We start from the raw sequence: 26,191 nt of genomic DNA, 5'->3' as shown, positions 1-26,191 counted from the left end.
CAAACGGCCGGGCCAAATGAGGCCCGTATTACATGGACCGATTCTGTGACGGATCAACCACCCTGATTTCAGGAGGCGTCAGCCGGCAAGCGGCGGGTTGAGGCGGGCAAAACCTTCCTGGCGCCGATAGGGGAAATGCGGGTAGGGGGCGGTGACAGTGCTTGCCGCGTCGAGCCTGCCGATCTGCTCTGTCGTCAGCGACCAGCCGACCGAGCCGAGATTCTGGCGAAGCTGCTCCTCGTTACGGGCGCCGATGATCACCGAGGAGACGGTCGGGCGGCTGACAAGCCAGTTGATCGCCACCTGCGGCACCGTCTTGCCCGTCTCGTCCGCCACCACCTGCAACGCATCGACCACCCGGTAGAGCAGCTCGTCTTCGACAGGCGGGCCGAAATCCGCCGTCTCATGCAGGCGGCTGCCTTCCGGAAGCGGTTTACCGCGGCTGATCTTGCCGGTGAGGCGTCCCCAGCCGAGCGGGCTCCAGACCAGCGCACCAAGCCCCTGGTCCTGCCCAAGCGGCATCAGGTCCCATTCGTAGTCGCGGCCGACCAGCGAATAATAGACCTGGTTCACGACATAACGCGTCCAGTCATGTTTCTCGGCGGCGGCGAGCGATTTCATGATCTGCCAGCCGGAGAAGTTCGAGACGCCGATATAACGCAGCTTGCCATCCTTCACGAGCTGGTCGAGCGTCGAGACGACCTCTTCGACCGGAGTCGAGGCATCGAAGGCGTGCAGCTGGAAGATGTCGATATGGTCGGTGCCGAGCCGCTTCAGGGCGGCATCCACCGCGGTGATCAGGCGGGAGCGGGAGGAGCCCCAGTCGTTCGGCCCGTCGCCGGTCGGCAGGCTGGCCTTAGTGGAGATCAGCACTTGGTCGCGCCGACCCTTGATCGCCTCTCCCAGCACCTCTTCCGAAGCGCCGGCCGAATAGACGTCGGCCGTGTCGAACAGGTTGACGCCGGCCTCGAGGCAGATGTCGACGAGGCGGCGGGCTTCCTCGACATCGGTCGTGCCCCAGTGGCTGAACAGCGGGCCGGAGCCGCCGAACGTACCGGCTCCGAAGCTAAGCACCGGCACCCTGAGGCCGGATTGTCCGAGATTGCGGTATTCCATGATCGTGATCCTCGAGTGTGAAAACTATTCGGCAGGTGAGGAGAGGGCGGGCGTACCGCTGACGGCGGTTTCGCGCTTGTCCAGCCGGATGGCGAAGAGGGCGACGGCAAGCGCGGCAAGCGGCACCAGCCCGGCGATCAGGGTGACCGAGCCGAGGCCTGGGCCGTGGTCGATGACCACGCCGCCGAGCCATGCGCCGATCGCGTTGCCGAGGTTGAAGGCGGCGATGTTGAACGACGAGGCAAGCCCCTGGCCGGCACCTTCGGCCTTCTGCAGCACCCAGATCTGCAGCGGCGAGACCGTTGCGAACGCTGCGGCGCCGAACAGGCCGATGGCGATGACGGCGAGCACCGGCTGGTGGATCGCGGCGGTCAGCGCCAGCAGCACGACCGAGAGCGCGATGAGGCTGGCGACGATGGTCGGCACCAGGTGACGATCGGCAAGCCAGCCGCCGGCAAGGTTGCCGATCACCAGACCGCCGCCGAAGACGAGCAGGATCGGCGAAACGGCGGCTTCCGAAAAGCCGGTGATCTGGGTCAGGATCGGCGCGATATAGGTGAAGCCCGCAAACACGCCGACCCAGCTCAGCACGGTGATCAAAAGCCCGAGCAGAACCGAACGGCGGCCGAGCACGGCAAGCGCGCCTTGCGAGCCTTCCTCCTGATTATCGGCGGCCTTGTCCTTCGGGACGACCAACGCGATGACGGCGAGCGCCACGAGACCGATCAGGGTGACGGCAAAGAAGGTCGAGCGCCAGCCATAGGCCTGGCCGAGCCAGGTGCCGAAGGGGACGCCGAGAATATTGGCGACCGTCAGGCCGGTGAACATGATGGCGATGGCCGAAGCCTTTTTGTTCGGGGCAACCAGGCTGGTGGCGACCACTGAACCGACGCCGAAGAACGAGGCATGCGCGAACGCGGTCAGCACCCGTGCCGCCATCAGCGTCCAGTAGTCGGGCGCCAGCGCACAGGCGAGGTTGCCGACGGTGAACACCACCATCAGGCTCATCAGCAGGGTCTTGCGCGACCATTTGCCGGTCAGCATGCCGAGGATGGGCGCACCGGCGACGACGCCGAGCGCGTAACCGGAGATCAACAGGCCGGCGGCGGAGATCGATACGCCGAGATCTTTGCTGACGTCGATCAGCAGGCCCATGATGACGAATTCGGTGACCCCGATGCCGAAGGCACCGGCCGTCAGCGCGTAGAGAGCGAGAGGCATTGGCTTAGGTCCTTGTCCTTGGGAGGAAGGAGTTGCATTTGATGCACCGCAATATCGTTACCTCGGACTTGCGTGTGTAGCCGCATAAGCGGATAATCATTTGTGAATTGAAGTCACAGGTGACATTGATGGTGGAGCAAGCCGGCCCCCCTCTGGCCTGCCGGCCATCTCCCCCACGGGTGGGGAGATTGGCTGGGCGCGACCGCCATTTCCAGACAAGCGATCGTTTAGAGGAGACGGTGCGGCAGTCTTAACCCTCCCCCTTGTGGGGAGGGTGGCCGGCAGGCGGGAGGGGTTTTTATGCGGAGCGAAAACCCCTCCCCAACCCCTCCCCACAAGGGGGAGGGGCTCCACGCGAAGCCGGCGCGCCCAGCCGATCTCCCCACCCGTGGGGGAGATGGCCGGCAGGCCAGAGGGGGGCGCCGCGGCACAACCGAATTGATCGAAATCTGAAAGCGAGCCCCAAATGGACAACCGCGCCGGAGAAATGGAAGTCTTTGCCCTGGCCGCCGAGCTCAAGAGCTTCTCGGCCGCCGGTCGCAAGCTAAAGCTCTCCCCCTCCGCCGTCAGTAAACTCGTGACCCGCCTGGAGGACCGGCTCGGCACCCGCCTCGTGGTCCGATCCACCCGCATGTTGCAGTTGACGCCGGAGGGGGAGACCTATCTGGCGCGGGCGCAGCGCATCATTGCCGAGATCGCCGATACGGAGGAAATGGTCTCCGGCGGTGGGCGGACGCTGCCGCGCGGGCCGCTGTCGATCAACGCTTCGGTCGGCTTCGGCGAGCGTTACATCCTGCCGCTGACCTGCGAGTTTCAGCAGCTTTTCCCCGATATTCAGCTCGATATCACCCTGACCGACGACATCGTCGATCTCATTCGTGAGCGCGTCGATATCGCCATCCGCCACGGGCCGATGCGCAACTCGTCGCTGATGGCGCGAAAGCTCGGCGAGAGCCGCCAGGTGGTGATCGCCTCGCCCGGCTATCTGGAGCGTCACGGTGTCCCGAAAATGCCGGCCGAGCTTATCCATCACAACTGCATCAATTTTAATTTCCGGCGGGCGGTCGAAGGCTGGCCTTTTCGTGATCCGAAAACCGGCAGCCGGGAGCTGTTGCCGGTTTCCGGAAACCTGAAGGCGAGCAACGGCTCGATCATCCGGCAGTTCTGCCTGGATCATCTCGGCATCGGCCGGGTCGGGCGTTTCCATGTGGAACCGGATATCGAGGCGGGCCGGCTCGTGCCGGTTCTGGAGGATTTCAATCCCGAAGATATCGAGGAAATCCATGCCGTTTACGCCGGCCATGAGCACCTCGCCCTGCGCATTCGCACCTATATCGACTTTATCGCGGCACGACTTTAGGAGACCGTTCCAGTCATGTTGATCGGCAAACGTGTCTTTCAGGCCACAGTTTCGCCTTGCATTGGTCAATTTTGCCACCCACATCGGCAGGATTAGGAGAATCTAATCCCATGAATGACCAGCTGAATGAAATCATCGCCCGGATACGGGCGGAGGTGGCTGCCGGTTCGGCCGATCGCTCGCATGTCGCCATGTCGACCGAAGACCTGCGGTTGCTTGTTCAGAGCTTTGAGATCCTCCGTTCCGAGAGGGAGGAGCTGCGCCGCAGGGCGGAGCTGCATGCCGACGTGATCGAGGCGGTGAGGGTTTTTATGGAAGCCTATCGCGACAAATACAAGAACTACGGCAGCGGCGGCGTGCGCCCAAGTGCAGTCCTGCGCCACGAGGTGTGGCGAGTCTATGCTGCGATGCGCGGTCTGCCGATCGCCAATGACAGCATGTTCTGAAGCCCGCTACTGCCGGTGACCCATCCTAGTCCCGATCCGGTGCGCCGAGCGGGAAGAACGAGCGGTAAGGCCGGGCCTCGTCCACCGCCCGCGCAAAAGACGGCCGGGCGAGCAGGCGATCGCGATAGGCCCGCACATGGGCGAACTGCTCGCCGATCCGGTGCGTCCAGTCCGCATAGAAGAGGGCGGGCGCGGCGGCGCAGTCGGCGAGGCTGAATGCCCCTCCGGCCGCCCATTCCCGGTCCGCCATGCGCTGGTCGAGCCAGCCATAGGCGGCGTCCAGCATGTCGCGGGCTTCCTGCACGCCATAGGGATCGCGGCTCTCTTCCGGGCGGATGGCGTTGAAGACGACCTTCTGCTGCGGGATGGAGACGTAGTTGTCGAAGAAGCGGTCCATCATCCGCACATCGAGCGCCGCGTCCGCGTCGTCCGGGATCAGTTTTACCGGGCCGGGATAATGCTGGTCGAGATATTCGATGACGATCGACGATTCGAAGACCCGTTTCTCCCCGTCGATCAGGATCGGAAAACGCTTCACCGGCCACATGCTGCAGAGATCCTGGTAAGCCGAAGGATCCTCCGGCCCGAGCATGCGGGTGTCGAAGTCGGTGCCGTTCTCATAGAGCGCGGTCAGCACCTTCTGGCAGTAGGACGAGAACGGATGTGAATACAGAACCGGACGCATGACGGCCTCCCATAACCGATTGCGAATTGAAACTGGTTTAGGAATAACTCAGCTGATTGCTTTTTGCAACTGGTTTTGTGGCGAGGCGATTTCAAACCTCTTCTGACGAGATCGCCAGCCCCCCTCTGGCCTGCCGGCCATCTCCCCCACGGGTGGGGAGATCACATGCGGCTCGACCTTCGCCCAATATTGGCCTGCGCGGAATAGTAGCGTCTGTTTCTTGGGAGACGCCGGCGCTCCCAGCCAATCTCCCCACCTGTGGGGGAGATGCCCGGCAGGGCAGAGGGGGGCTGACACGGCCCGACCTCTCCCATTTCCCGCCTCACGCCCCGACCGCAACCGCCTCCCGCACATGCATCACCCGGATCTCCTTCGCCACCATCTCCTGCAACCGCCAGAGATTGCGGTCGCGGATGCCGAATTCGGCGAGATGCACGACGGTATTGTAGAGATATTCGGCACAGGAGCCCCGATGCCCGCAGGCGCGCGCCAGAATCTTTGCGACCTCGTCGAGCGGCAGCAGCGGCCGGACGATGCGCTTGCTGGTGCCGCCGACCCAGAAGGTCAGCGCCCGCACGGTCTCGCCGGCCTGGGTGCGGACCGGCAGCCAGCGGAACGAGGCGAGGCTGTCGCGATGGCTGACCTCGCGGCGCAGTGCTTTTTCGATCTGGACGCGCTTGTCGTCGTCGGCCACCCGGTAGATCACCCCGTCGCAGCGGCCGCCGCGCGACAGCATCATCATCAGCCCCGGCTGTGCCGGCGAGCCGCGACCGCGCTCGATCCTGAGCGAAAAGGAGCGATGCCAGCCGAACGCGGCTGCCCGCTGGCAGGCGATGCTATCGAAGCCCGGCTTCCAGATCAGCGAGCCATAGGCGAACACCCAAAGCGGATCCTCGCCGATTTCCGCGGCCAGCCGATCGGCGATCTCGATGAAATCGTCGTCGGTCAGCGGCTCCCATGTGGCCGGCTGCCCGGGATCGATCTCCTCGCGAAAGCAAAGGTCGACCAGGTCCTGCGTCAGCGACAATGTGGATGGTTTCGGCATGGCTTCGAACGGCTTTTCGGGCAGGACGATGAAAACGGGAAGGATCGAGAGTGCAAGCCGAACCGGCCCGAGTCAACCATTTTGCTGCGTTGCGGCTACGCGCCGGGTGCGTCAAGCTGGAGAACCGCCGACGTCGCCGCGATGCGAAAAGTCGGCCTGGTGCCACGAAATGGTCACGGAACATTTCCAGCATGAACCTTTCTTGAAGGGCTGGCAGCCAAGGAGCGATGATCATGGACATGACCACCGAAGCCCCCCGGGAGAGGATGCGGGTAAAACACAAGTGGCTCGACCTCAACGGCATCAAGGTGTTTTACCGGGAGGCGGGCAGGGCCGGTGCACCCGTGCTTCTGCTGCCGCATGGCTATCCGTGCTCGTCCTATGAATTCCGCGAATTGATGCCCCGGCTTGCCGATCGATGGCATCTGGTCGCGCCGGATTTTCCAGGTTCGGGCTATACCGACACGCCCTCCGGCTTTGCCTATGATTTCGATGGTTTCACTGGCTTCCTGGACGAGTTCACGCAAACGCTCGGTCTCGACCGGTTCGCGCTCTACCTCCACGATTTCGGGTCGCAGATCGGTCTTCGTCTGGCGATCCGGCGCCCGGAGAAGATCGCCGCGCTGATCATCCAGAACGGCGACATCTACGAGGACGCGCTTGGCCCCAAATACGCCGCCCTGCAGGAATTCTGGCGCAACCCGACCGAGGAAGGCCGCCGCAAGATCGCCGGCGCCGTCAACGAGGAGGGTTTCAGGGAAGAGTTCCTCAACGAAGTGCGGCCGGAGATCGCCGAACGCATCTCGCCCGACCTTTGGAAACTGCATTGGGCCCTGATGGACGAGACGCGGCGGCAGATCGCGGTCGATGTCATCGCCGGGCTGCGCGAGAACGTCGCCTGGTTTCCGCGTTATCAGCAATATCTGCGCGATCGCCAGCCGCCGACCCTGATCGTCTGGGGTCCCCAGGACGGCTACATGCCGGAAAAATCCGCCCGCGCGTTCCTGCGCGACTTGCCGAGGGCGGAACTTCATCTTCTCGATGGTGGTCATTGGCTGCTGGAAACCAATCTCGACGAGGTCGCCCCGCTCATCCGCGACTTCCTTGGCCGGGTACATTCCGGTTGAGGGCCGGGGGAGAGTTTTTGATGCGTTGGCTTTTTATCGCGGTGCTGATGATCCTGGTCGGTTGTGTCCTCAGCATCATCTGGATGAATGATTCTGGTCTCGGCCGGATCGAAGTCACGCAGCCCCAGGCGCAAAACCCGCTGGCCCCGCCACCGGGCACGCCTTGAAGCCGCCGGGCACCCCTTGAAACCGCCCTTCAGGCTTTCACTGCGATGATGAAGAACCGCGGGAAGCGCAACAGCACCCGCCCGTCGGCCATCGGCGGGTAGGCCTTGGCAATGCGGGCGGTATAGTCGGCCGCAAAGGCTTCGGCATGAGCAGGGTCGGCGGCGTCGAGATAGGGGCGGAGCCCGGTCGCCTTGACCCATTCGACGATCGCATGCGCATCGCCAAGCGGATGGTAATAGACCGTGTGCCAGACGTCGACGCGGGCGGATTTAGGCACCAGCCGGTCGAAATAGGCGGTCGGCTGCGGCAGCACCGGCCGGCGAACCCTGCCGCCTTCGAAGGCTGCCTTCCACGGGCCGGCGGCACCGGTCTCCTCCATCAGCGTGTGGCTGGGTTCGGAGAGGTTGTCCGGCATCTGCACGGCCAGCACGCCGCCGGGCGCCAGGTGGTCCATCAGCCGGGCGAGCACGGAAATATGGTCCGGCACCCATTGGAAGACGGCATTGGCGTAAAGCAGGTCGGCCGGCTCCTCCGGGATCCAGGTCTTCAGATCGGCCTTGGTGAACTGCGTGCCGGGCAGGCGCTTGCGCGCCGCCGTCAGCATGTTGTCGTCACTGTCGAGGCCGGTGACATTGGCGGCCCCGAACCGTGCCGCGATCAGCTCCGTAGAATTGCCCGGACCGCAGCCGAGGTCATAGGCGCGAGCCACTGAGGCAAGCGGCACCTGCGCCAGAAGATCGCGCGCCGGCCGCGTCCGCTCGTCCTCGAATTTCACATATTGCTCCGCAGACCATGCCATTTCCAGCTTCCTTCGATCTTGTCTCGCTGAAACATGCCACTCCGGCACCCCGGTCTCCATGGTCAAAAATATCAATTTTTGTGATGATCCATCTCATATTATCGCTTGACCTCGGTGGCGGCCCCGGACTTCACTCACCCTCAATTTTGAAGCGCCTCACGCGAATGACCCCGGAATGACCAAGGAGATCGCCATGCCCGTCAACACAGCCCCGCGTACCACCACCTGGACGTTCGTGGACGGCGAATGGCTGGAGGGCAATCCGAAGCTGATCGGACCGACCTCGCATGCCATGTGGCTCGGCTCCACCGTGTTCGATGGCGCCCGCTGGTTCGATGGCATCGCGCCGGACATCGACCAGCATTGCCAGCGCGTCAACCGCTCGGCCAGGAACATGGGCATGCAGCCGGTGATGCAGCCCGAGGAGATCGAGGCGCTCGCCTGGGAAGGCGTCAAGAAGTTCGACGGCAAGACGGCGATCTACATCAAGCCGATGTACTGGTCGGAACACGGCATGCCCTACAGCGTCGTCACCGCCGATCCCGAATCGACCCGCTTCGCGCTCTGCCTGTTCGAGGCGCCGATGCAGACCGCCAAACCCTCGTCGCTCACCGTCTCGCCCTATCGCCGCCCGAACCCGGAAGTGGCGATGACCGGCGCCAAGACCGGCAGCCTTTATCCCAATAGCGGCCGTATGATCATGGAAGCGCGCAACCGCGGCTTCGACAATGCGCTGGCACGCGACATGAACGGCAATGTCGCCGAAACCGCGTCCTCGAACATCTTCATGGTCAAGGACGGGGTGATCATGACGCCGGTCGCCAACGGCACGTTCCTTGCCGGCATCACCCGCTCGCGCGTCATCAACCTCCTGCGCCTCGGCGGTTTCGACGTGCGCGAGATGACGCTGACGGTCGAGGATTTCATGGATGCCGACGAAATCTTCACCTCCGGCAACTATTCCAAGATCGTGCCGGTCAACCGTTTCGAGGAACGCCAGCTCCAGGAAGGCCCGGTCGCCCGCAAGGCGCTGGAACTCTACATGGACTGGGCCCGCTCCCCCGGCGACGAGGCCTGAAACCTCCACGCGGCGTGCGTGTGGGGCAGGCGATAAGTTAGAATTCGTCGTCTTCGACGTCGTCCGCGCCGGTAAGGCTTTTGCCCCGATGTAGAATGCGCATGATCGTCACGAGGTCGGCATCGATGCGAAAGACGATGCTGGCCTTCCGTTTGAAGCCGACGACGCGGATGCCGGGGCCGAACTCGTCATGCGTCGTGCCGCGGGCGGGGAAGGTTTCAAAGGCCGCGCAGTGGCCGACGAGTTCATTGATATATCGCCGGGCAATGGCACGGCCGGCTTTCGGAGCGATGTAGTCATAGAGTTCGGCAAGGTCGCCATTCGCTGCCGGATCGAAAACAACCCGGTATCTCATTCGGGAAGACGGGTGTCTTTGTCGCGCGCATCCATATGCGCAGTGATGCGCCGCCGGACTTCGTTGATCGGAATTGCCTTGGAAGGATCATGCGCCGTGACGGTCGGCACGACCTCATCCCGCAGCCAGCTCTCTATGCCCGCATCATGGTCCGCCAGATATCGCAATCCTTCGGCGACAACCTCGCTTTCGTCAGCAAATTCGCCGGACGCGACTTTCTTCTGGACCAGTTCGGCCATGTCTTCCGGCAGGGAGATGGTAATCGATCGGTTCGGGCGCATCGGTCTGTTCCTGTTCGCGGGCAAGCCTATCACAATCGGGCAAGGGGCGCTATTTTCGCTGTCACACCTTGTCAGGCCATTCCTGGGCGCCATGCTGGACGAAAAGCACTTCCACCTGGTTTTCCGTCACACGATAGGCGACGACGTAAGGCGTGCTGACGATCACCAGCTCGCGCGTGCCGCTGATTTCACCGAGGCGCCCGATAAATGGATTGTCCGATAGCAGCCGAACGGTCTTCGAGTGGATCTCGTGCACGACGCGGGCTGCCGCGCGCGGGTTACGCTCGCCGATATAATCTCCGATGCTTGCTAATTTTCGTAGATAGCGCCGGGTGAAAACGATCCGCACGGGAAGCTTAAGCCGGCCCGTACTTGGTCAACACGGCAGCGATTTCCGCCTCCGTCGCGAAACTGCCGTTGTCTGCGTCGGCAAGCCCTGCCTCCACCCCAGCGATCCACTTTTCCTGCCAGGCGAGCGAGCGACCGTGAGCCAGCGCGTCTTCGATGATCTGCCCGCGCGTCAGCCTGGAGCGGGCCGCGAGCTGGTCGACACGGCGGCTGAGGTCCTCGGAGATTTCGGCGTCGTTCTTCATGAGATAAGTCTGCCATATTCCACGTGCGGCCGCCAGTCTGGCCGGTCGTATGTCCTCCCCTCACACAAGCCGGACCGCAGCCGTGCCGATGATGATCATCGAGACGGCGATCATCAGGGGTTTGACCGGCAGGTAGCGGACGATGAAGGCGCCGATCGGGGCGGCCAGGATGCCGCCGAGGATGAGGCCGAGGGCAGAAGAGAGTTCCGACCAGCCGAGCGCCATGATGAAGGTTGCGGAAATCAGGGTGGTGACGGCGAATTCGGTGAGGTTGGTGGAGCCGATCACCTTCTTTGGGTCGTGGCCGCGGCCGAGCAGCGAGCTGGTGACGATCGGCCCCCATCCGCCGCCGCCCATCGCATCGAGCAGTCCGCCGGCGCCGCCGACATAAGGCACGATCCAGTCGCGCACGTCGCGCGGAAACTTCGGCTGAAAGGCCTTGTAGAGGATGAACAGGCCGATGGCGATCAGGTAGACCGAGACGAAGGGCTCGATCGCCTTGCCGTCGATATTCGACAGAACATAGGCGCCGATCGCCCCGCCGATCATACCGGCCGGCGCAAGCCTTGCCACCAGCCGCCAATCGACGTTGCGGTTATAGAGATGCGACAGTCCCGAGGCGGCGGTCGTGAAACACTCCGTCACGTGGGTCATGGCGCTTGCAGCCGCGGGCGCGACGCCGATGGCAAGCAGGCTGGTCGTCGTCAGCACCCCGAAGGCCATGCCGAGCGCCCCGTCGACAACCTGTGCGAAGAAGCCTATGGCAACGAAGATCAGGAAATCAGACGTCAGGAAGTCGAGCGACATGCAGCCTCCTCTTTGCCACGGGCGTTCGCTTTCAATCCGCAGGCGTGAAGAAAGGTTCCCGTTTTACCCGCGCGGGAAGGTCGCCAGACGAGCGGAAAAATTGTCGGCCCATCGTCGTGGTCGCGCATCTGCGCCGCCTGATCCGGTGAGGCTATTTCACCGTCAGCTTGTCTGCGGAGATTTGGCCGCCGATCTCGGCTTTGCGGGTCTTCTTGTCGAAGGCGCAGATCGTGCTGATCGTCACGTTGGCGCCGACCGCCTTGCCGGAGACGATGGCGAGCCCGTAGCTCTGGCTGCCGAAGGGATCGACCAGTGCCTTGCCGTTCTCGATCAGCCCCTTGGCGGCGGTCACGCAGGCCTTGGCCACCTCCGAGCGGAAGTTGGACCAGGCGTCGTCCGAGGCGGCGTGCGTAACGGTGACGCCGGATGCGAGGAGGACGGCGGCAAGAGCAAAAGTGGTCTTCATCAAACGGGCTCCGAATCGTGATCTGGCCCGTTTCTTGTATCTCGAAATTTCAGCAAGTTCTTGACCCGATTGGCTTGATTTTTGGCAAAGTTACCGTTGCCTCTTGGGCCTTGCGCTCCTATGTTCCCGCACGACGCTTTACCCAGGTATCTGCCGAACCCAGGTAGCTATCGAACAAGGAGTAGACCAATGGCTTTCGAACTTCCCGAACTCCCCTACGACTACGAAGCCCTTTCGCCCTTCATGTCGAAAGAGACGCTCGAATTCCACCACGACAAGCATCACAAGGCTTATGTCGACAACGGCAACAAGCTCGCTGCCGAAGCCGGCATGGCTGATCTGTCGCTCGAGGAGGTCGTCAAGAAGTCCTTCGGCACCAACCAGGGCCTCTTCAACAACGCTGCCCAGCACTACAACCACGTCCATTTCTGGAAGTGGATGAAGAAGGGCGGCGGCGGCACCAAGCTGCCGGGCAAGCTCGAGGCGGCGGTCGCCTCCGATCTTGGCGGCTACGACAAGTTCAAGGCTGACCTGATCGCCGCCGGCACGACGCAGTTCGGCTCCGGCTGGGCCTGGCTTTCCGTAAAAGACGGCAAGCTCGTCATCTCCAAGACCCCGAACGGCGAGAACCCGCTGGTTCACGGTGCAGAGCCGATCCTCGGCGTCGACGTCTGGGAACATTCCTATTACATCGACTACCGCAACGCCCGCCCGAAATACCTCGAAGCCTTCGTCGACAGCCTGATCAACTGGGACTACGTCCTCGAGCGCTACGAAGCCGCCACGAAGTAATCCGGCCAACCGCCGTCCTCCTCGGGTTTAACCCGAGGATCACACCCGGTGTCGCAAGGCGCCGGGTGTTTTTTGTTTTTGAACTCCGTCATCGGGACGGAAAGCAGGGGGAGCAGGTTATGGATGAGCAATCGATAGAGATGGTCCTTGCGGAACTCGCCGCCCGCGAGCCGATCTTCCATCGCCGCGAATTCGGCACCAGCCGGGAGGCGCTGGAAGCCATGACCGATGAAGCCTTCTGGGAAATCGGCGCCAGCGGCAGGGTCTACCGACGCGAGTTCGTCATCGCCAACCTTCTCGAACGATACCGCGAGCCGGAGCCTCACGATTGGCCCTGCCGGGATTTCACCATCAGCCGCCTCGTCGACGACCTCTACCATTTGTCGTATATCCTGGAGGAGCCCGATCGCCTCAGCCGGCGCTCCACGTTCTGGAGGAACACTGCGACCGGCTGGAAGATCGTTTTTCACCAGGGAACGGTGATCGCTTGAAGGACAGGTTTCCGGATGGCGATGACTTTGGTCTGCTCCCACCTGGATTTTTTATTGGAAAGACCCAGAATGGCTTCTTGCAACAATTTTGGAGGCTGAATTGCCGGATGTCAGCTTGGAGAATGTCAAGGCGGGCCTTTCCGGCTTTGCCGATCAGGCGGATGCTGGCGAATTCGTAACAATGACCCAGCATGAAAAGCCGGCGGCGATGATCGTCAGCCTCGAAGCCGCTGAGGTCGCCGGGAAAGCCGTGCCGGAGGATGGCTCCAATCTCGTCCGGTATCTCCGGAATTTTCACCTTGATGCCGACATCGATGACGATGTCTTTACCAGAAATTCCTCCCCGAGCCGTGAGGCCGATCTTTAACGGGTTTCCTTCTTGATACGAATGCCAGGGCGTCACACGCCTGTCACAGCCACCTATTACCTCCGCGAAAATGCCCCACGAAAAACCGCTTCTCCGCTTCGGCGTGATCGCCGATCCGCAATATGCCGACCTGCCCCCATGGCTGGAGATGGACCGTTATTACGCCAACAGCCTCGACAAGCTGCGCCACGCGATCGGCGTGCTCAACGGCGAGGATCTCTCCTTCGTGGTGACGCTCGGCGATCTCATCGACCGCGGCTGGGAGAATTTCGATCCGGTGCTTGCCGTCTATCAGGGCCTGCGCCACGAAAGTTTTCTGATGCCGGGCAACCACGATTTCTTCGTCGCGCCGGCGCAGCTCGACGATGTCCATGCGCGGCTCGGCATGCCGGCCGCCTGGCACGATTTTGCCCGCGACGGCGTTCGCTTCGTAGTGATCGACGGCAACGAGATCAGCTTGTTTTCAACACCGGAAGACCAGCCGCGCCACGCTTTGGCGCAGCAGCGGCTGAAGACATTGCTGGCCGAAGGCGCGATCAACGCCAAGGAATGGAACGGCGGCATCAGCGACGAGCAGTTCGCCTGGCTGGAGGCGGTGCTTGCGCGGGCAAGTGCAGCGGACGAGAAGGTCGTGGTCATGGGCCATTATCCGCTTTACCCCGAAAACGAGCACAATCTCTGGGGTGCCGAGCGGCTGACCGATCTCTTCGCCCGCTCCGGCAACGTCATCGCCTATTTGAACGGCCATAACCACGTCGGCAATCTCGGCCGTGCCGGAAACACCTGGTACGTCAACTTCAAGGGCATGGTCGATACGCAGGCGGAAAACACCTTTGCCGTCGTCGAGATCTTTGCCGACCGCATCGAGATCATCGGCCATGGCCGTGAGGAAAGCCGCACCCTCGCTCACTAGGCTCAGCCGCGCGCCGCCCAGGAAAGCCCGCGCCGCAGGATGCTGCGCATCTGCGGATGTTCAAACTCGGCCGCCACATGGCCGAGCGCCGAATAGAAGATCCGTCCCTTGCCGAAATGGCGCTTGAACACGACGGGCATCGTCACGTTGCGCACCGCCTCGTCATATTTGCCTGAAAAGGTCGTCGTCGCGAGGATTTCGACCGACGGGTCGTAATGCAGATAATACTGCTCCGACCGGTAGTCGAAATCCGCAATGCCCTGCATCACCGGATCGTTGGGGCGAGTGACGTTGACGCGGTAGTCGATGATATTGCCGGGATGCGCCACCCAGGTGACCCCGGCAAGATAACGGAAGGCAGCACTCTCCTTGAAGGAGGTTGCAAGCGCCCCGTGGTGGCCGCCAAGCCCGAGCCCGCCACGCACCGCCTTCACAAGCGCATCGGCATGCACCCTTTCCAGCTTTTCGCCGGTAATGATCGGCACCAGCAGATCAGCAGTGGCGATGGTCTGGGAGCCGAAGATGCCGAGATCGCCCGTTATCTCGACCGAAAACCCGTCCTCGCGAAGGATGGCGCCGGTAATGCCGGCGCATTCCTCCGGCTCATGGATCTTCGATCCGCCCCAGACGATAATGGCCTTACGCATTCGATGTCTCCCATGCCCCGCTGATTCCTGACGAAGCGGGCGCAGCATAGGGACAAAGCCGCCGGCTGTCAGGGGAGGGCGAAGGTCACGGGGCGATCACATCGGCGGACTGCTCCAGCCCTGAATCCATAGCGACCGCAGTTTTTCGCCTTCGCCACGGAAGAAATCTTCCGCCAGTTCGCAATGCTCCACCCGGTCGGCGCGAAAATTGCGGATCGCCTGCCTCAGTTCGCACCAGGCGACGATATTGGCCGTCTGTGAATAATAGATCAGCGCCACCGGCCGGATCGTCCGTTCCGTTGCACGTGCATATTCGTCGCGGTAGTCGAGCGCCAGCTTCTGCTCGTCGCGGATCGCCCGGCGCACCATCGCCAGGTCGAGCGCGTCCGGCACCGGCGCGACCGAGCCCCAGGCATGCAGCGCATTGGCGGAAAACGTGCCGGCAAGCGGCGCCGGCACCACGGCGGCGATCTTGCGGTTGACCTGCTTGGCCGCCTGCCGCAGCTCCGTGTCGCCGGTCCGTTCCAGCAGCGCGAGCGCCAGCACGATCGCCTCCGTCTCCTCGATCGACAGCATCAGCGGCGGCAGCGTGAAGCCGGGGCGCAGGATATAACCGATGCCGCGCCCGCCTTCGATCGGCACCCGCATCGCCTGAAGTGCCGCGATATCCCGGTAGATGGAGCGCACGGTGACTTCCAGCTGAACGGCGATCTCCGCCGCCGTCACCGGCTTTCTGGCGAGCCGGAGGATCTGGATGATCTCGAACAGGCGCGAGGCCTTGCGCATGCCGGGTTTCCTTGTGGCCAGACGATCGCTACTGACAACACGCTGTCAGTTGGGCTGCCGTATAGGAGCGCATATCCGATTGAAAAACAAGGCTTCGGCATTCGAAGCCGATGATCCAAGGCTCTGGAAACTGACATGACTTACACCGAAAACCTCTGGCTCTTTTTTACGCTTCTGTTCGGCATCATCGTCGTGCCGGGCATGGACATGATCTTCGTGCTCGCCAATTCGCTGACCCGCGGACGCACCGCGGGCATGGCTGCCACCGCCGGCATCATCGCCGGCGGGCTGGTGCACTCGCTTTATGGCGCGGTCGGCGTCGGCCTGCTCGCAAGCCTGATGCCGGTCCTGTTCAAGCCGCTTTTGATCGTCGGCGCGCTCTACATGGCCTGGATCGGCGTCAGCCTGATCCGCAGTTCGATCACCGTCGATCATGTCGGCCCGGCGGACACGCGGTCGAACTGGGAAGCGTTCCGGCGCGGCGCGGTCACCTGCCTCATCAATCCCAAGGCCTATCTGTTCATGCTCGCCGTCTATCCGCAGTTCCTGCGGCCGGATTTCGGCCCGCTTGCCCCGCAGGCGACAATCATGGCGGCGATGACAGCCACGACCCAGTTCGCGATCTATGGCGGCCTCGCCGCCGCCGCCGGCCACGCGCGGCAATTCCTGGTCGGCAACGGCAATGCGACGATCTGGGTGGGACGGATCGCCGGCCTGCTGCTGCTTGCCGTGTCCATGCTGACGCTCTGGGAAGGGGTGATGGCCTGAAGGGCAGGCGACGGCCGTCCGGGCAACAGACACAGTTCCTTCATATTCCGTGCCCGACGGGCAACAGGCGGGCCGCTCGCGGCGTCATGACAGGAACGTTACTTTTTTCAAACGCATAAGCCGGCAATCATGATCCTCGCAAAACTGCGCCGGCGTAACCGGCTCGATGAGGAGAAGAATGGATGAAGTTTAAACTGATTGCCGCCGCCGCGGCCGTACTCTGTCTTGGATTTACGGCCGTGACCGCGCAGGAAACCCCAATTGCCAAGCGCCAGGCGCTGATGAAGGGTATTGGCGGCGCAGCCGGCGCTCTGGGTGGGATCGCCAAGGGCGAAAAACCCTATGACCAGGCAGCGGTCCGCACGGCGCTGACCACGATCAGCACCAATATCAAGGCTTTCCCCGATCAGTTCCCGGCAGGTTCCGAGACGGGCGACAAGACCAAGGCGGCACCGGCCATCTGGGAAAAGAACGCCGAATTCCGTGGGAACGCACAGAAGCTCGGTTCCGATGCGGAGGCTGTTCTGGCTTCCATGCCGGCAGACCAGGCCGCTGTCGGCAAGGCCCTGCAGACGCTCGGCGGCAACTGCAACACCTGCCATCAGAACTTTCGCCTGAAGTGATCGCTGCCTTGTCTTAGCATCGGGACGGCCGCAGTTTTCTGCGGCCGTCCTTGCATTGCAAAGTAACGCCGGAGGATGAAGGCAATGGCATCGATATGGTCAAAAATCCTGGCGGCTGGCGTCGTGGTGATCGCCGCCGGCACAGCCATGGCCTTGGCGCCGACCAAGCCCGATCCCTATCCGGATTCCCATTGGGCAGGTCTCGGCGCCCCCGATCTTGCCAAGGGGGAGCAGCTTTTCTGGGCCGGCGGCTGCGCGAGCTGTCATGCAGCGACCGGTGCCACCGGCGATGCACTCAAAGTTCTCTCCGGGGGCAGGGCGCTGCCGAGCCCGTTCGGCACGTTCCATATTCCCAATATCTCGCCCGACCCGAAAGCCGGCATCGGCAACTGGACGCTGGCGCAGTTCGGCAATGCCACCACCCGCGGCGTTGGGCCTGACGGCGAACACCTTTTTCCGTCTTTCCCCTACGGTTCCTATTCCAGGCTTTCGGCCAAGGATGTCAACGATCTCTTCGGGTACCTGAAGACCCTGCCGGCGAGCCCCAATGTCGCCCCGCCGCACGAGCTGCCGTTCCCCTACAATATCCGCCTGGCGGTCGGCGGCTGGAAATTGCTCTATTTCAACGACCAGCCGCGGGTTGAGCTCGCGTCGCTCGATGACAAGGTCAAGCGCGGCCAGTTCCTGGTCGAAGGGCCCGGCCATTGCGGCGAATGTCATACGCCGCGCGACGCGACGGGCGGTTTTCTCCCCGACCGCTGGCTTGCCGGCGGTCCCAATCCGGAAGGCAAGGGAACCATCCCCAACATCACGCCGGGCTCGAAGGATATCGGTTCCTGGAGCGAGAGCGACATCGCCGGTTATCTCGAAACCGGTTTCACCCCCGATTTCGACACCGTCGGCGGCTCGATGGTCGAGGTACAGCAGAACATCGCCCATCTGCCAAAAAGCGATCTGGAAGCGATCGCGGCCTACCTGAAGGCGGTGCCGGCGAGGTAGGTGGATTGCTTGCAAAATCTGCTAGCATGCATTAAAGTGCTAGCATGAACAGCAAGCAGCGCAAGACGCTTGTCGCCATATTTCGGGATCCGGTGTCGCCGTCCATCGATTGGAGCGACGTCGAAAATCTTTTGATCGCGGTTGGATGCCATCTGCTCGAGGGCAGCGGATCGCGAGTTCGTTTTGAAAAAGACGGATTGGTCGTGTTTTTCCATCGACCCCACCCGGATAAGGAAGCGAAGCGATATCAGATCAAGGATGCGCGGCTTTTTCTGTCTCAGTTAGGAATAGAGCCATGAATGTCTTGGAATATAGGGGATACTCGGCCCGCATCGAATTCGATGCCGAAGACGAGATTTTTGTCGGGCACATCGCCGGCATTGCCGATGTCGTCGGCTTTCACGCCGATTCCGTCGTCGATCTCAAGACCGCCTTCCACGAGGCGGTCGACGATTATCTGGAAACCTGTGAACGACTTGGAAGATCTCCGCACAAGCCCTATTCCGGCCGGGTGATGTTTCGCATCGATCCCGACGTTCACGCCCGTGCCGCAAAAGCAGCGGAGCTGGCTGGAAAAAGCCTCAACGAATGGGCAGGCGAAATCCTGGCCAAGGCCGCCGGATAGGCCTCGGCCGCAGATTTCACGCCAGCGCCTGCGTGTAGCGCATGCCGGTGACCGGGCGCGGCTTGAAATCCATCTGTTCGTAGAAGCGGTGGGCGGCGAAATTGCCGGTGGCGGCGCTGACCGAAAGATAGTCGCAGCCGGCATTTTTGGCGATTTCGCGGGCGCGTGACACGAGATGCTGGCCGATGCCGTGGCCGCGATGGCCGTCGCGCACGAAGAGATGGTGCAGGTCCATGCCGCGGGTGCCTTCCTGCGCCCGGTAGAGCGGCACGAGGATGGCGTAGCCGATCAGATCCGAGCCCGTATCGGCGACGAGCGCGCTGATCCACGGCATCTCGCCGAACAGGTCGCGTTCGAGCTTTTCAGGGGTGATGGCGGCGGGGTCGTTGTGATGCGCGGCAAGTAGCGCGATCATTTCGTTGAGTTCCGGCAGGTCGCGCGATTTCGCGTTGCGGATCGTCACGACCGGCGGGCGGGGCAGGGTGATATCGGTATCTTCCGTCATTTCCGGCATCCTTTTTCGGTCTTCTTGCCGTCAGGTGCCGTTTGAAACAACAAAGCCGCCTGACGGCGGCTTGTTGACATGGTGATCTGTCGGGCCGCCCTTTAAAGGAAGGCCCAAAAATACGAGCAGGCGGTGGTCGTGCGCGTGTTGATCATGGCGTCTAGATGCTCCCGATCTCAAATCTTGTCAAGCGCCATCCGCGAAACGGCTGGCGGCCGCCACGATCGCCTCCGCCATGCCCTGATCGGCTGTGGAATGGCCGGCATTCTCGATCATCACCAGCTCGCTTCCCGAGCGCCTTCCTACTTGCCGATTGCTCGTGATGGGGTATATTACATCAGACATCACGAGGCCTCGAATGGCGAAAGCGACATTGGTTCAGAGGACGCGTAGCTATCTGCGGGAAGGCGTGTTCGTTGAAGTCGTGATCTGGCAGGTGCCGGCTTCGCTACGCGGAAGCGCTCATGAATTCAAGTACAGCATGGCGCTGGTGGCCGGAGGCGAGTGCGTGTTGCGATATGACAATGAAGCCGGAAAAGGCGATCACAGGCATTTCGGTACGCTGGAAACAGCCTATTTTTTCAAGGATATCGACCAGCTCTTGGCCGATTTCACTGCCGACGTGAGAGGATGGCTGCGTGACAACCCTTAAGGTGAAGATCGAAACGCTCGAACAGTCCATGGCGTCGGTTTCTGAAGCCGTAAAGGCGTCCAAAGTCGGTGAGCGCAGGCCCGCGACGAGTGTATTGTCATTTCCTTCCTGGGAGATGCTCCATCGTGTTCTGGCGCCGAAACGGCTGGAAATCGTGCAGGCGATGACGGGCCAGGGGCCTTTGAGCATTCGGGAGGTGGCCCGCAGGGTCGACCGGGATTTCAAGGGTGTGCACAGCGACGTGGACATGTTGCTGGTCAGTGGCGTGATCGATAAGGCCGAGGGCGGGGGGATCGTCTTTCCCTATGATCGTATCCACCTGGAATTCGACATCGAGGCTGCCGCTTAAGGCAAGCCGTCGCCGCCCTTCAATGCTCCCCCTCGCACAGCCCGTGGTCGGATAGCGCCCGGATCACATAACAATCCTCGATCGAATGGCCGTCGCAGTGCGAGATGATCCGTTCGAGTTCGTGCTCCAGCTTCTTCAGCTTTTCGATCTTTTCGCGCACGGCGACCAGATGATCGGCGGCGATCCTGTCGGCGTTGACGCAAGGGAGGTCGGGGTGCTGGCTGAGCGCGATCAGTTCGCGGATCGCCGGGATGTCGAGCCCGAGGTCGCGGGCGTGTCGGATGAAGGCGAGCCGTTCGAGGTCGTTTCGCTCATACCGTCGCTGGTTGCCCTCTGAGCGCTCCGCCGCTTCGATAAGGCCCATCTGCTCGTAATAGCGGATGGTCGGCACCTTGACGCCGGTGCGTTTCGAAAGATCGCCGATCGACAGCATGGCTGAAAATTCCTCTTGTAGCTCTAGTCACTAGAGGAATTATCTAGTCAGTCATCGGCATGAAGGCAAGCGGGGGACATGGCGCCGGTCGCCCAACCTAAAACGGCCACAGCCCTGACTGACAAGGCTGCGGCCGCTGAGTGTTTATAACCTTACATGGAGAGCAGCGGATCGTCCTCGGTGCCGTTCTGCTGCTGCTGTTGTTGTTTCTGCGCGTTGCCCTGCGCCAGGGCCGCTGGATTGCCGCCCATGTCCATCGTCGCTTCCTGTTTCTGGCCGTTGACGCCCATGGCTTCGAGGATTGCCTTGCGGATATCCGCCTCGACCGCCTCGCGGTCTTTCGCCGACATGATCTTGAGATCGTGTTCGGTAATATCCTTGTCCTTGAGATACTGTTCGCGGATGCGCTCGGCGAAGGTCTTCTTGGCGAGACCCAAGAATTCGTCCTCGTCTTTCGTCGAGGGCGCTTCGCCAAGCCAGGTATCGCCGGGGTTCTGGTCGATGTCGACACCCTGGCTTTCCATCGTCCAGAGGCTGTCGGCCAGTTTCGCGCCGAACACCGTGTCGCTGCCGGTCATGCCGCCCGATACGGACTGCCGCGGCGCCGCGTAGTCATTGGCGCTGCCGCCCGAAGCATTCTTGTCGCCGCTGTTCTTGCCAAGGATGCCATAAAGAGATGCGTAATATGGGTTGGTGCTGCCAATTGTCGTCATCGCGACTCTCCTTGTGTGAGACCACTAGCGGCTTAGGTCCCGAAACCTGCACGGAGCTTTCGGATTGGGCTTGTGTCGGCCGTGCATGGAAAGATAGGATACCCCCCTATATTACGTGGAGACGTCCGTGGCGCATACCATTCGGGAAAAGGCAAAGCTTCTGGCGCGGGTGCGCCGGTTGAAGGGGCAGATGGAGGCGGTCGAGCGGGCGCTCGAGGCCGAAGCCCCTTGCGGCGAGGTGCTGCAACTGCTCGCCTCGATCCGCGGCGCGCTCGCCGGGCTGACCGGCGAGGTCATGGAAGATCACCTCCATGAGCATGTGCTGCATGCCGACAATGAAAAACAGAGGGCGCAGGCGGTGGACGAACTCGCCGAGGCGCTCCGCACCTATATCCGCTGATCGAGACGAAGGAGAAGACAATGGCCCATTCCATCGAGGAGCTGGAGCACGAGCACGTGTTTCTGGGCGCCGACCATGAGCGCAACGAGCGCAAGGTCTGGCTGGTAATCGCGCTGACCACGGCGATGATGGTGGCGGAAATCGTCGCCGGCTCGGTCTTCGGTTCGATGGCGCTGACAGCCGACGGCTGGCACATGTCCACTCATGCCGGCGCCATGCTGATTGCGGCGCTCGCTTATCTCTATGCCCGCCGCCAGGCCCGCAATCCGCGCTACACGTTCGGCACCCGCAAGCTTGGCGATCTCGCCGGTTTCGCCAGTGCCATCGTGCTCGCCCTGATCGCGCTGTTGATCGCCTGGGAGAGTTTTGCCCGCCTCGCCAATCCGGTTGCGATCGATTTCGACCAGGCGATCTTCGTGGCCGTAGCCGGGCTGGCGGTCAACCTGCTCAGCGCCTGGCTGCTGCGGGAGGATCATCATCCCCATGACGGCGGCCACGCCCATGACGGCGGTCATCATCATGGCGGCCATCACGGACACCACGGTCATCATGGCGCCCATGCGCACGGGGCTGCCAAGGATCACAATCTGCGCGCCGCCTACCTGCATGTTCTTGCCGATGCGCTGACCTCGGTGCTGGCGATCGTCGCGCTCGCTCTCGGCCGGTCCTACGGCTGGTCCTGGCTGGACCCGGTCATGGGTGTGGTCGGCGGCCTGGTGATCGCGCGCTGGTCCTGGGGGCTGATCCGGGTGACCGCGACGATATTGCTGGATGCGCAGCCGGATGACCAGGAACTGGCAGGCAAGATCCGCCGGAGTGTCGAGACGGAGGAGGACAGGATTTCCGACCTGCATGTCTGGCAGGTAGGGCCGGGGCACCATGCGGCAATCGTCGCGCTGGTCACGCCAAGCCCCCAGGCGCCGTCCTTCTACAAGGATAAGCTCCGGAACATCCGGGATCTGTCGCATGTGACAGTGGAAGTCACGCCGGCTCAAGCAGCGTAGAAGAGCATTTTAGAATTCAGCGAATTCCTGGTAACGGCCTTCGACCCAGTCCTGCTGGGCGGCCCGCACCTGCATGTCGACGTTTGCGGAACCCGCATCGTCGATTTCCATGACCCAGAGCGCGTTGGCAAGCGAAGGCGACAGCAGCGTACTGCTTCCCGTTAGGGCATTCGGAGAACGCTGGGCGGCGACAGTCTCGCGCTGGGGCGCTTCTTCGACTTTCCGGTCCATCTCTTGTGCCCGGTTGGGATAATAATAGCCGTTGAGGCCGCTATCGATCTTCATGGCGAAACGCCCGTGTTCAGAATGGTTAACAAATAGTTAACGCACGAAGCTTGCGCGAGGCTTGCGTCTGATGTTTCGTTTTGACGGCAGGGGCTTGACAAAAAAATGACATGAACGGCTGTTCGGCGCGTTCCGCATCCGTTCTGGTTGCTGATAAACCTGTCGGATATCGCTCTGCGGGTCCCTAGCCGCTCAAGGTAAAGCCGCTCTGGCGGGCGAAATCCGAGCCACGCCCGGGACGTGAAAGATGACAGCATGGCAGACGATCGGAATGACGGTGCCTGCCATCGGACGTTCAGCCTTCCATGACGCGGGCCATTTCGGCGAGCTTGCGCACGGTGTTGAGATTGCGCGACGTGCCGGGTTTCAGCGCCGGCAGTTTCAGCTTCGATTTGCCCGAGCCGATCGGATAATGGACATAGATCTCGCGCCCGGCAACGACCGCTTCCTCGCCATCCGGCGCGACCATCTTGTCGAGTGCATCCTTGGCGGCCCTTTCAGCGAGGAAATGCACCAGCAGGAAATTCGGCTTGGCATCGGGGAAGGGCGCGTTTTCGACGATCGCCTCCAGCTCTCCGGTGGAGCGCACCATCACGCCCGGCTTCCTGCCGAACTTCCGACCCAGCGCCTCGTCGAGCTTGTCGGCCACCTTTGCCTCCGCCTCATCTGACCGGAACAGCACATTGCCGCTCTGGATATAGGTCTTGACGTCGGCGAAGCCGAGGGTTTCGCAGAGGGATTTCAGTTCGGTCATCTGCAGTGCGGTGCCGGCGACGTTCACCGCGCGAAGCAGGGCAATGTAGACGGTCATTTTCTCCCCTCCCGAAGGGCAACCCGTTAGCGCGTTCCGGTGTCGCCGGACTTGCATTGAAGGGCATCGCACATCCGCCCCCCTCTGGCCTGCCGGCCATCTCCCCCACGGGTGGGGAGATCACAAGCGGCGCGACCATCGCTTCCAAACAAGCGTCGTGCAGCGCGCAGAATAAGACGCTGAATGTAGAGCGGTGAGCTAGCGCCCAGCCAATCTCCCCACCTGTGGGGGAGATGGCCGGCAGGCCAGAGGGGGGCGGACACGGCATACCCTCTCCGTTAGAATCGCCCTTACATCTTCCCCGCCACCTTGATCGCAAACGCATATTCGAACGCGATCTCCTCCAGCCGCTGGAAGCGACCCGACTTGCCGCCATGGCCGGCCGCCATGTTGGTCTTCAAGAGGATCGGGGCGGTGCCGGTCGAGAACTCTCGGACCTTCGCGACCCACTTGGTGGGTTCCCAATAGGTAACGCGCGGGTCCGTCAGGCCGGAAATGGCGAGGATCGGCGGATAGGGTTTCGCCTCGATATTGTCGTAAGGCGAGTAGGCGGCGATCCACTGGTATTCTTCGAGGCTGTCGATCGGGTTGCCCCATTCCGGCCATTCCGGCGGGGTGAGCGGCAGCGTGTCGTCAAGCATGGTGTTGAGCACATCGACGAAGGGCACGGCGGCGATGATGCCGGCGAATTTTTCCGGCGCCATGTTGGCGATGCCACCCATCAGCATGCCGCCGGCCGAACCGCCTTCGGCGATGATGTTCGCGTAAGATGTGAACTTCGCTTGATTCAGATAGTCAGCGGCGGCGATGAAGTCTTTGAACGTATTGTGCTTATGCTCCATCTTGCCGTTCTCGTACCAGGCGAACCCCTTGTCCTTGCCGCCGCGAATATGGGCGATGGCATAAACGAAGCCGCGATCGGCGAGCGACAGGTTATTGGTCGAGAACCCGGCCGGAATGGTGATGCCGTAGGCGCCGTACCCATAAAGCAGGCAGGGCGCCGAACCGTCGAGCGGCGTATCTTTCCGGTAGAGCAGCGAGACCGGCACCAGTTCGCCGTCATGCGCCGGCGCCATCACCCGACGGGTGACGTAGTCGTCGGGATTATGGCCCGACGGCACTTCCTGGGTCTTCAGGAGAACCCGCTTGCGGGTGCTCATGTCGTAGTCGTAAAGCTGGCTCGGCGTCGTCATCGACGAATAGGAAAAGCGGATGACGTCGCTGTCGTATTCGGCGGCACCCTGCAGGCCGAGCGAATAGGCCTCTTCCGCAAAGGCGATCGCATGTTCCTCGCCGGTCGCCCGGTCGCGGATGATGATCTGCGGCAGGCCGTCCTTGCGCTGCAGCCACAGAAGATAACGGGCGAACGCCATGTGGCTGATGATCAGCCGGCCGGGCTCGTGCGGCACGACCTCGGTCCAGTTCTCTTTGCCCGGCGCGTTAACCGGCGTTTGGCAGATCTTGAAGTCTTTGGCGTCGCCATCATTGGTAAGGATGTAGAAGACGTCGCCGCCTTCGGTCATCGAATATTCGATGCCTTCCTCGCGCTCTGCGACGAGCATCGGCTCGGCCGTCAGATCCTTGGTCGAGAGCAGCCGGTATTCCGAGGTCTCGTGGTCGTGGATGTCGATATAGATAAAGTCGTCGAGCAGCGAGCCGCCGACGCCCATGAAGAAGCCCGGATCCTCCTCCTCGTAGACCAGTCTGTCTTCCGATTGCGGCTGGCCGACGATGTGATGGAAGACTTTCGAGGGCCGGTGGTTCTCGTCCTGCAGTGTATAGAAGAAGCTTTTGCCGTCAGGCGCCCACACCCCGCCGCCACCGGTATTTTCGACCACGTCGGCAAGGTCTTCGCCCGTGGCAAGGTCACGGATACGCAGGGTGAAATATTCCGACCCCTTGTCGTCATAACCCCAGATGCCGCGGGAATGGTCGCTCGTGTGGTCGATGCCGGAAAGCCGGAAATAGTCCTTGCCCACGGCTTCCTTGTCGCCGTCGAGCAGAAGGTGTTTTTCGCCACCGTCGCGCGGGGTGCGGAAATAGTGCGGCTGTTCGCCGCCGGTCACGAACAGCGTGCCATAGGCGAACGGCCCGTCCTTCATCGGCACGGAGCTGTCGTCTTCCTTGATGCGGCCGCGCATCTCGGCAAACAGCTTTTTCTGCAGCTTGGCCGTGTCGCCCATGGCCGCTTCCATATAGGCGTTCTCGGCCTCCAGATGTTTGCGGATTTCCGGATCGAGAAGCGACGGTTCCTTGAACATCGCCTGCCAGTTGTCGGCGCGGAACCAGGCATAGTCGTCGGTGCGGGTAATGCCGTGGCGGGTATCGGAAACCGGCTTCCTGGGCGCAACGGGAGCGGCGGGAAGATCGGCGAAAGGCGGTATACGGGAGGTGGCCAAGGAAGCACTCCGATTGTGAGGCGAGGAGTGCCAGAGATAGGGGGCGCTTGGGCGCGAGGCAAGCGGGTTGCTTCTGGAATGC

General features: G+C 62.1%; 37 protein-coding genes. 18 read left to right on the top strand and 19 right to left on the bottom strand.

What is annotated here, in order from left to right; translation table 11 throughout:
- Nucleotides 1–78: 78 nt before the first annotated feature.
- Entirely contained in the window at nucleotides 79–1,116 is a 1,038-nt protein-coding gene (locus tag AC1DLT_RS21080; protein ID WP_477488061.1) for an aldo/keto reductase, read from the bottom strand.
- A 24-nt stretch (nucleotides 1,117–1,140) separates the two neighbouring features.
- Nucleotides 1,141–2,337, bottom strand: a complete 1,197-nt coding sequence (locus tag AC1DLT_RS21075; RefSeq protein ID WP_477488060.1) for an MFS transporter — start codon at nucleotides 2,335–2,337, stop codon at nucleotides 1,141–1,143.
- A 466-nt stretch (nucleotides 2,338–2,803) separates the two neighbouring features.
- On the opposite strand from AC1DLT_RS21075, the gene AC1DLT_RS21070 reads away from it, so the two are divergent.
- Together AC1DLT_RS21070 and AC1DLT_RS21065 are read left to right on the top strand one after the other, a co-directional pair.
- Nucleotides 2,804–3,697, top strand: coding sequence for a LysR family transcriptional regulator (locus tag AC1DLT_RS21070; RefSeq protein WP_477488059.1), 894 nt, complete (start codon nucleotides 2,804–2,806; stop codon nucleotides 3,695–3,697).
- A 110-nt stretch (nucleotides 3,698–3,807) separates the two neighbouring features.
- Nucleotides 3,808–4,143 carry a hypothetical protein gene (locus AC1DLT_RS21065; RefSeq protein ID WP_477488058.1) on the top strand — a complete coding sequence of 112 codons (336 nt, stop codon included), beginning with the start codon at nucleotides 3,808–3,810 and terminating at the stop codon, nucleotides 4,141–4,143.
- A gap of 25 nt (nucleotides 4,144–4,168) precedes the next feature.
- On the opposite strand, the gene AC1DLT_RS21060 is transcribed toward AC1DLT_RS21065, so the two are convergent.
- Nucleotides 4,169–4,828 (bottom strand): glutathione S-transferase family protein, encoded by a 660-nt coding sequence (locus tag AC1DLT_RS21060; RefSeq protein WP_477488057.1) that lies wholly within the window; start codon nucleotides 4,826–4,828, stop codon nucleotides 4,169–4,171.
- Nucleotides 4,829–5,150: 322 nt separating this feature from the next.
- Entirely contained in the window at nucleotides 5,151–5,873 is a 723-nt protein-coding gene (locus AC1DLT_RS21055; protein ID WP_477488056.1) for a gamma-glutamylcyclotransferase, read from the bottom strand.
- 239 nt (nucleotides 5,874–6,112) lie between these two features.
- Here AC1DLT_RS21055 and AC1DLT_RS21050 point away from each other — a divergent pair, with 239 nt between their 5' ends.
- Together AC1DLT_RS21050 and AC1DLT_RS21045 are read left to right on the top strand one after the other, a co-directional pair.
- On the top strand, nucleotides 6,113–7,000 hold the full coding sequence (locus tag AC1DLT_RS21050; RefSeq protein ID WP_477488165.1) for an alpha/beta fold hydrolase: 888 nt from the start codon (nucleotides 6,113–6,115) through the stop codon (nucleotides 6,998–7,000).
- A 20-nt stretch (nucleotides 7,001–7,020) separates the two neighbouring features.
- Complete coding sequence (locus AC1DLT_RS21045) at nucleotides 7,021–7,167, top strand: hypothetical protein (protein WP_157885083.1); 147 nt, start codon at nucleotides 7,021–7,023, stop codon at nucleotides 7,165–7,167.
- 29 nt (nucleotides 7,168–7,196) lie between these two features.
- On the opposite strand, the gene tam is transcribed toward AC1DLT_RS21045, so the two are convergent.
- Complete coding sequence (gene tam / locus AC1DLT_RS21040) at nucleotides 7,197–7,967, bottom strand: trans-aconitate 2-methyltransferase (protein ID WP_477488055.1); 771 nt, start codon at nucleotides 7,965–7,967, stop codon at nucleotides 7,197–7,199.
- Between the two features lie 193 nt (nucleotides 7,968–8,160).
- Between tam and AC1DLT_RS21035 the strand changes: the two genes are divergently transcribed.
- Entirely contained in the window at nucleotides 8,161–9,045 is an 885-nt protein-coding gene (locus AC1DLT_RS21035; protein ID WP_038548897.1) for a branched-chain amino acid aminotransferase, read from the top strand.
- 37 nt (nucleotides 9,046–9,082) lie between these two features.
- Here AC1DLT_RS21035 and AC1DLT_RS21030 read toward each other — a convergent pair whose 3' ends face one another.
- The 6 genes from AC1DLT_RS21030 to AC1DLT_RS21005 form a co-directional block, all read right to left on the bottom strand.
- Nucleotides 9,083–9,400 carry a type II toxin-antitoxin system RelE/ParE family toxin gene (locus AC1DLT_RS21030; RefSeq protein WP_477488054.1) on the bottom strand — a complete coding sequence of 106 codons (318 nt, stop codon included), beginning with the start codon at nucleotides 9,398–9,400 and terminating at the stop codon, nucleotides 9,083–9,085.
- A complete protein-coding gene (locus tag AC1DLT_RS21025; RefSeq protein WP_477488053.1) occupies nucleotides 9,397–9,681 on the bottom strand; it encodes a ribbon-helix-helix domain-containing protein in 285 nt (94 codons plus the stop codon). The genes AC1DLT_RS21030 and AC1DLT_RS21025 overlap by 4 nt, the downstream gene beginning before the upstream one ends.
- A gap of 61 nt (nucleotides 9,682–9,742) precedes the next feature.
- The gene (locus AC1DLT_RS21020; RefSeq protein ID WP_477488052.1) at nucleotides 9,743–10,030 is read right to left on the bottom strand and encodes a type II toxin-antitoxin system RelE/ParE family toxin; all 288 of its coding nucleotides are present in this window, start codon (nucleotides 10,028–10,030) and stop codon (nucleotides 9,743–9,745) included.
- A gap of 7 nt (nucleotides 10,031–10,037) precedes the next feature.
- Nucleotides 10,038–10,274 carry a CopG family ribbon-helix-helix protein gene (locus AC1DLT_RS21015; RefSeq protein WP_247037771.1) on the bottom strand — a complete coding sequence of 79 codons (237 nt, stop codon included), beginning with the start codon at nucleotides 10,272–10,274 and terminating at the stop codon, nucleotides 10,038–10,040.
- A gap of 60 nt (nucleotides 10,275–10,334) precedes the next feature.
- Entirely contained in the window at nucleotides 10,335–11,066 is a 732-nt protein-coding gene (locus AC1DLT_RS21010; RefSeq protein WP_477488164.1) for a sulfite exporter TauE/SafE family protein, read from the bottom strand.
- Nucleotides 11,067–11,232: 166 nt separating this feature from the next.
- Nucleotides 11,233–11,547 (bottom strand): hypothetical protein, encoded by a 315-nt coding sequence (locus AC1DLT_RS21005; protein WP_247037767.1) that lies wholly within the window; start codon nucleotides 11,545–11,547, stop codon nucleotides 11,233–11,235.
- A gap of 189 nt (nucleotides 11,548–11,736) precedes the next feature.
- On the opposite strand from AC1DLT_RS21005, the gene AC1DLT_RS21000 reads away from it, so the two are divergent.
- From AC1DLT_RS21000 to AC1DLT_RS20985, 4 genes are all read left to right on the top strand, one after another.
- Nucleotides 11,737–12,339, top strand: a complete 603-nt coding sequence (locus AC1DLT_RS21000; RefSeq protein ID WP_038540989.1) for a superoxide dismutase — start codon at nucleotides 11,737–11,739, stop codon at nucleotides 12,337–12,339.
- Nucleotides 12,340–12,458: 119 nt separating this feature from the next.
- Nucleotides 12,459–12,830, top strand: coding sequence for a nuclear transport factor 2 family protein (locus tag AC1DLT_RS20995; RefSeq protein ID WP_477488051.1), 372 nt, complete (start codon nucleotides 12,459–12,461; stop codon nucleotides 12,828–12,830).
- A gap of 100 nt (nucleotides 12,831–12,930) precedes the next feature.
- Nucleotides 12,931–13,197 carry a type II toxin-antitoxin system Phd/YefM family antitoxin gene (locus AC1DLT_RS20990; protein WP_477488050.1) on the top strand — a complete coding sequence of 89 codons (267 nt, stop codon included), beginning with the start codon at nucleotides 12,931–12,933 and terminating at the stop codon, nucleotides 13,195–13,197.
- Nucleotides 13,198–13,267: 70 nt separating this feature from the next.
- Complete coding sequence (locus AC1DLT_RS20985; protein ID WP_477488049.1) at nucleotides 13,268–14,110, top strand: metallophosphoesterase; 843 nt, start codon at nucleotides 13,268–13,270, stop codon at nucleotides 14,108–14,110.
- Nucleotides 14,111–14,112: 2 nt separating this feature from the next.
- Here AC1DLT_RS20985 and AC1DLT_RS20980 read toward each other — a convergent pair whose 3' ends face one another.
- On the bottom strand, nucleotides 14,113–14,757 hold the full coding sequence (locus tag AC1DLT_RS20980) for a ThuA domain-containing protein (protein ID WP_477488048.1): 645 nt from the start codon (nucleotides 14,755–14,757) through the stop codon (nucleotides 14,113–14,115).
- 96 nt (nucleotides 14,758–14,853) lie between these two features.
- Nucleotides 14,854–15,543, bottom strand: a complete 690-nt coding sequence (locus tag AC1DLT_RS20975) for a helix-turn-helix transcriptional regulator (RefSeq protein ID WP_477488047.1) — start codon at nucleotides 15,541–15,543, stop codon at nucleotides 14,854–14,856.
- 135 nt (nucleotides 15,544–15,678) lie between these two features.
- Between AC1DLT_RS20975 and AC1DLT_RS20970 the strand changes: the two genes are divergently transcribed.
- The 5 genes from AC1DLT_RS20970 to AC1DLT_RS20950 all read left to right on the top strand — a co-directional run bounded on the left by AC1DLT_RS20970 (nucleotide 15,679) and on the right by AC1DLT_RS20950 (nucleotide 18,558).
- Nucleotides 15,679–16,311, top strand: a complete 633-nt coding sequence (locus AC1DLT_RS20970) for a LysE family translocator (RefSeq protein WP_477488046.1) — start codon at nucleotides 15,679–15,681, stop codon at nucleotides 16,309–16,311.
- 182 nt (nucleotides 16,312–16,493) lie between these two features.
- Nucleotides 16,494–16,934 carry a c-type cytochrome gene (locus AC1DLT_RS20965; RefSeq protein ID WP_477488045.1) on the top strand — a complete coding sequence of 147 codons (441 nt, stop codon included), beginning with the start codon at nucleotides 16,494–16,496 and terminating at the stop codon, nucleotides 16,932–16,934.
- Between the two features lie 84 nt (nucleotides 16,935–17,018).
- Entirely contained in the window at nucleotides 17,019–17,933 is a 915-nt protein-coding gene (locus AC1DLT_RS20960) for a c-type cytochrome (RefSeq protein ID WP_477488044.1), read from the top strand.
- A gap of 44 nt (nucleotides 17,934–17,977) precedes the next feature.
- Entirely contained in the window at nucleotides 17,978–18,232 is a 255-nt protein-coding gene (locus AC1DLT_RS20955) for a type II toxin-antitoxin system HicA family toxin (RefSeq protein ID WP_477488043.1), read from the top strand.
- Complete coding sequence (locus tag AC1DLT_RS20950; RefSeq protein WP_477488042.1) at nucleotides 18,229–18,558, top strand: type II toxin-antitoxin system HicB family antitoxin; 330 nt, start codon at nucleotides 18,229–18,231, stop codon at nucleotides 18,556–18,558. The genes AC1DLT_RS20955 and AC1DLT_RS20950 overlap by 4 nt, the downstream gene beginning before the upstream one ends.
- 16 nt (nucleotides 18,559–18,574) lie before the next feature.
- On the opposite strand, the gene AC1DLT_RS20945 is transcribed toward AC1DLT_RS20950, so the two are convergent.
- On the bottom strand, nucleotides 18,575–19,063 hold the full coding sequence (locus AC1DLT_RS20945) for an N-acetyltransferase family protein (protein WP_477488041.1): 489 nt from the start codon (nucleotides 19,061–19,063) through the stop codon (nucleotides 18,575–18,577).
- Between the two features lie 322 nt (nucleotides 19,064–19,385).
- Between AC1DLT_RS20945 and AC1DLT_RS20940 the strand changes: the two genes are divergently transcribed.
- Entirely contained in the window at nucleotides 19,386–19,715 is a 330-nt protein-coding gene (locus tag AC1DLT_RS20940; protein WP_477488040.1) for a toxin-antitoxin system TumE family protein, read from the top strand.
- Nucleotides 19,702–20,064 (top strand): HVO_A0114 family putative DNA-binding protein, encoded by a 363-nt coding sequence (locus AC1DLT_RS20935; protein WP_038541029.1) that lies wholly within the window; start codon nucleotides 19,702–19,704, stop codon nucleotides 20,062–20,064. The genes AC1DLT_RS20940 and AC1DLT_RS20935 overlap by 14 nt, the downstream gene beginning before the upstream one ends.
- A 19-nt stretch (nucleotides 20,065–20,083) precedes the next feature.
- Here the strand turns inward: AC1DLT_RS20935 and AC1DLT_RS20930 are convergent, their stop codons facing one another.
- Nucleotides 20,084–20,497, bottom strand: a complete 414-nt coding sequence (locus AC1DLT_RS20930) for a MerR family transcriptional regulator (protein WP_038541031.1) — start codon at nucleotides 20,495–20,497, stop codon at nucleotides 20,084–20,086.
- Between the two features lie 152 nt (nucleotides 20,498–20,649).
- Nucleotides 20,650–21,210, bottom strand: coding sequence for a hypothetical protein (locus tag AC1DLT_RS20925; protein WP_477484368.1), 561 nt, complete (start codon nucleotides 21,208–21,210; stop codon nucleotides 20,650–20,652).
- A gap of 127 nt (nucleotides 21,211–21,337) precedes the next feature.
- Between AC1DLT_RS20925 and dmeR the strand changes: the two genes are divergently transcribed.
- Nucleotides 21,338–21,610 carry a Ni(II)/Co(II)-sensing transcriptional repressor DmeR gene (gene dmeR / locus AC1DLT_RS20920; protein WP_247037747.1) on the top strand — a complete coding sequence of 91 codons (273 nt, stop codon included), beginning with the start codon at nucleotides 21,338–21,340 and terminating at the stop codon, nucleotides 21,608–21,610.
- Between the two features lie 20 nt (nucleotides 21,611–21,630).
- Nucleotides 21,631–22,614, top strand: coding sequence for a CDF family Co(II)/Ni(II) efflux transporter DmeF (gene dmeF, locus AC1DLT_RS20915; protein WP_477488039.1), 984 nt, complete (start codon nucleotides 21,631–21,633; stop codon nucleotides 22,612–22,614).
- 9 nt (nucleotides 22,615–22,623) lie between these two features.
- Here the strand turns inward: dmeF and AC1DLT_RS20910 are convergent, their stop codons facing one another.
- From AC1DLT_RS20910 to AC1DLT_RS20900, 3 genes are all read right to left on the bottom strand, one after another.
- Nucleotides 22,624–22,899 carry a hypothetical protein gene (locus AC1DLT_RS20910; protein WP_038541043.1) on the bottom strand — a complete coding sequence of 92 codons (276 nt, stop codon included), beginning with the start codon at nucleotides 22,897–22,899 and terminating at the stop codon, nucleotides 22,624–22,626.
- Nucleotides 22,900–23,194: 295 nt separating this feature from the next.
- Nucleotides 23,195–23,710, bottom strand: a complete 516-nt coding sequence (locus tag AC1DLT_RS20905; protein WP_477488038.1) for a DUF1697 domain-containing protein — start codon at nucleotides 23,708–23,710, stop codon at nucleotides 23,195–23,197.
- Nucleotides 23,711–24,000: 290 nt separating this feature from the next.
- Nucleotides 24,001–26,094 carry a S9 family peptidase gene (locus AC1DLT_RS20900; RefSeq protein WP_477488163.1) on the bottom strand — a complete coding sequence of 698 codons (2,094 nt, stop codon included), beginning with the start codon at nucleotides 26,092–26,094 and terminating at the stop codon, nucleotides 24,001–24,003.
- Between the last annotated feature and the right edge of the window lie 97 nt (nucleotides 26,095–26,191).

This window comes from Neorhizobium sp. 05N33 (assembly GCF_056397445.1).
Note: the sequence above shows the minus strand (reverse complement) of the source record. Positions and strands in the feature narration are given on the sequence as shown.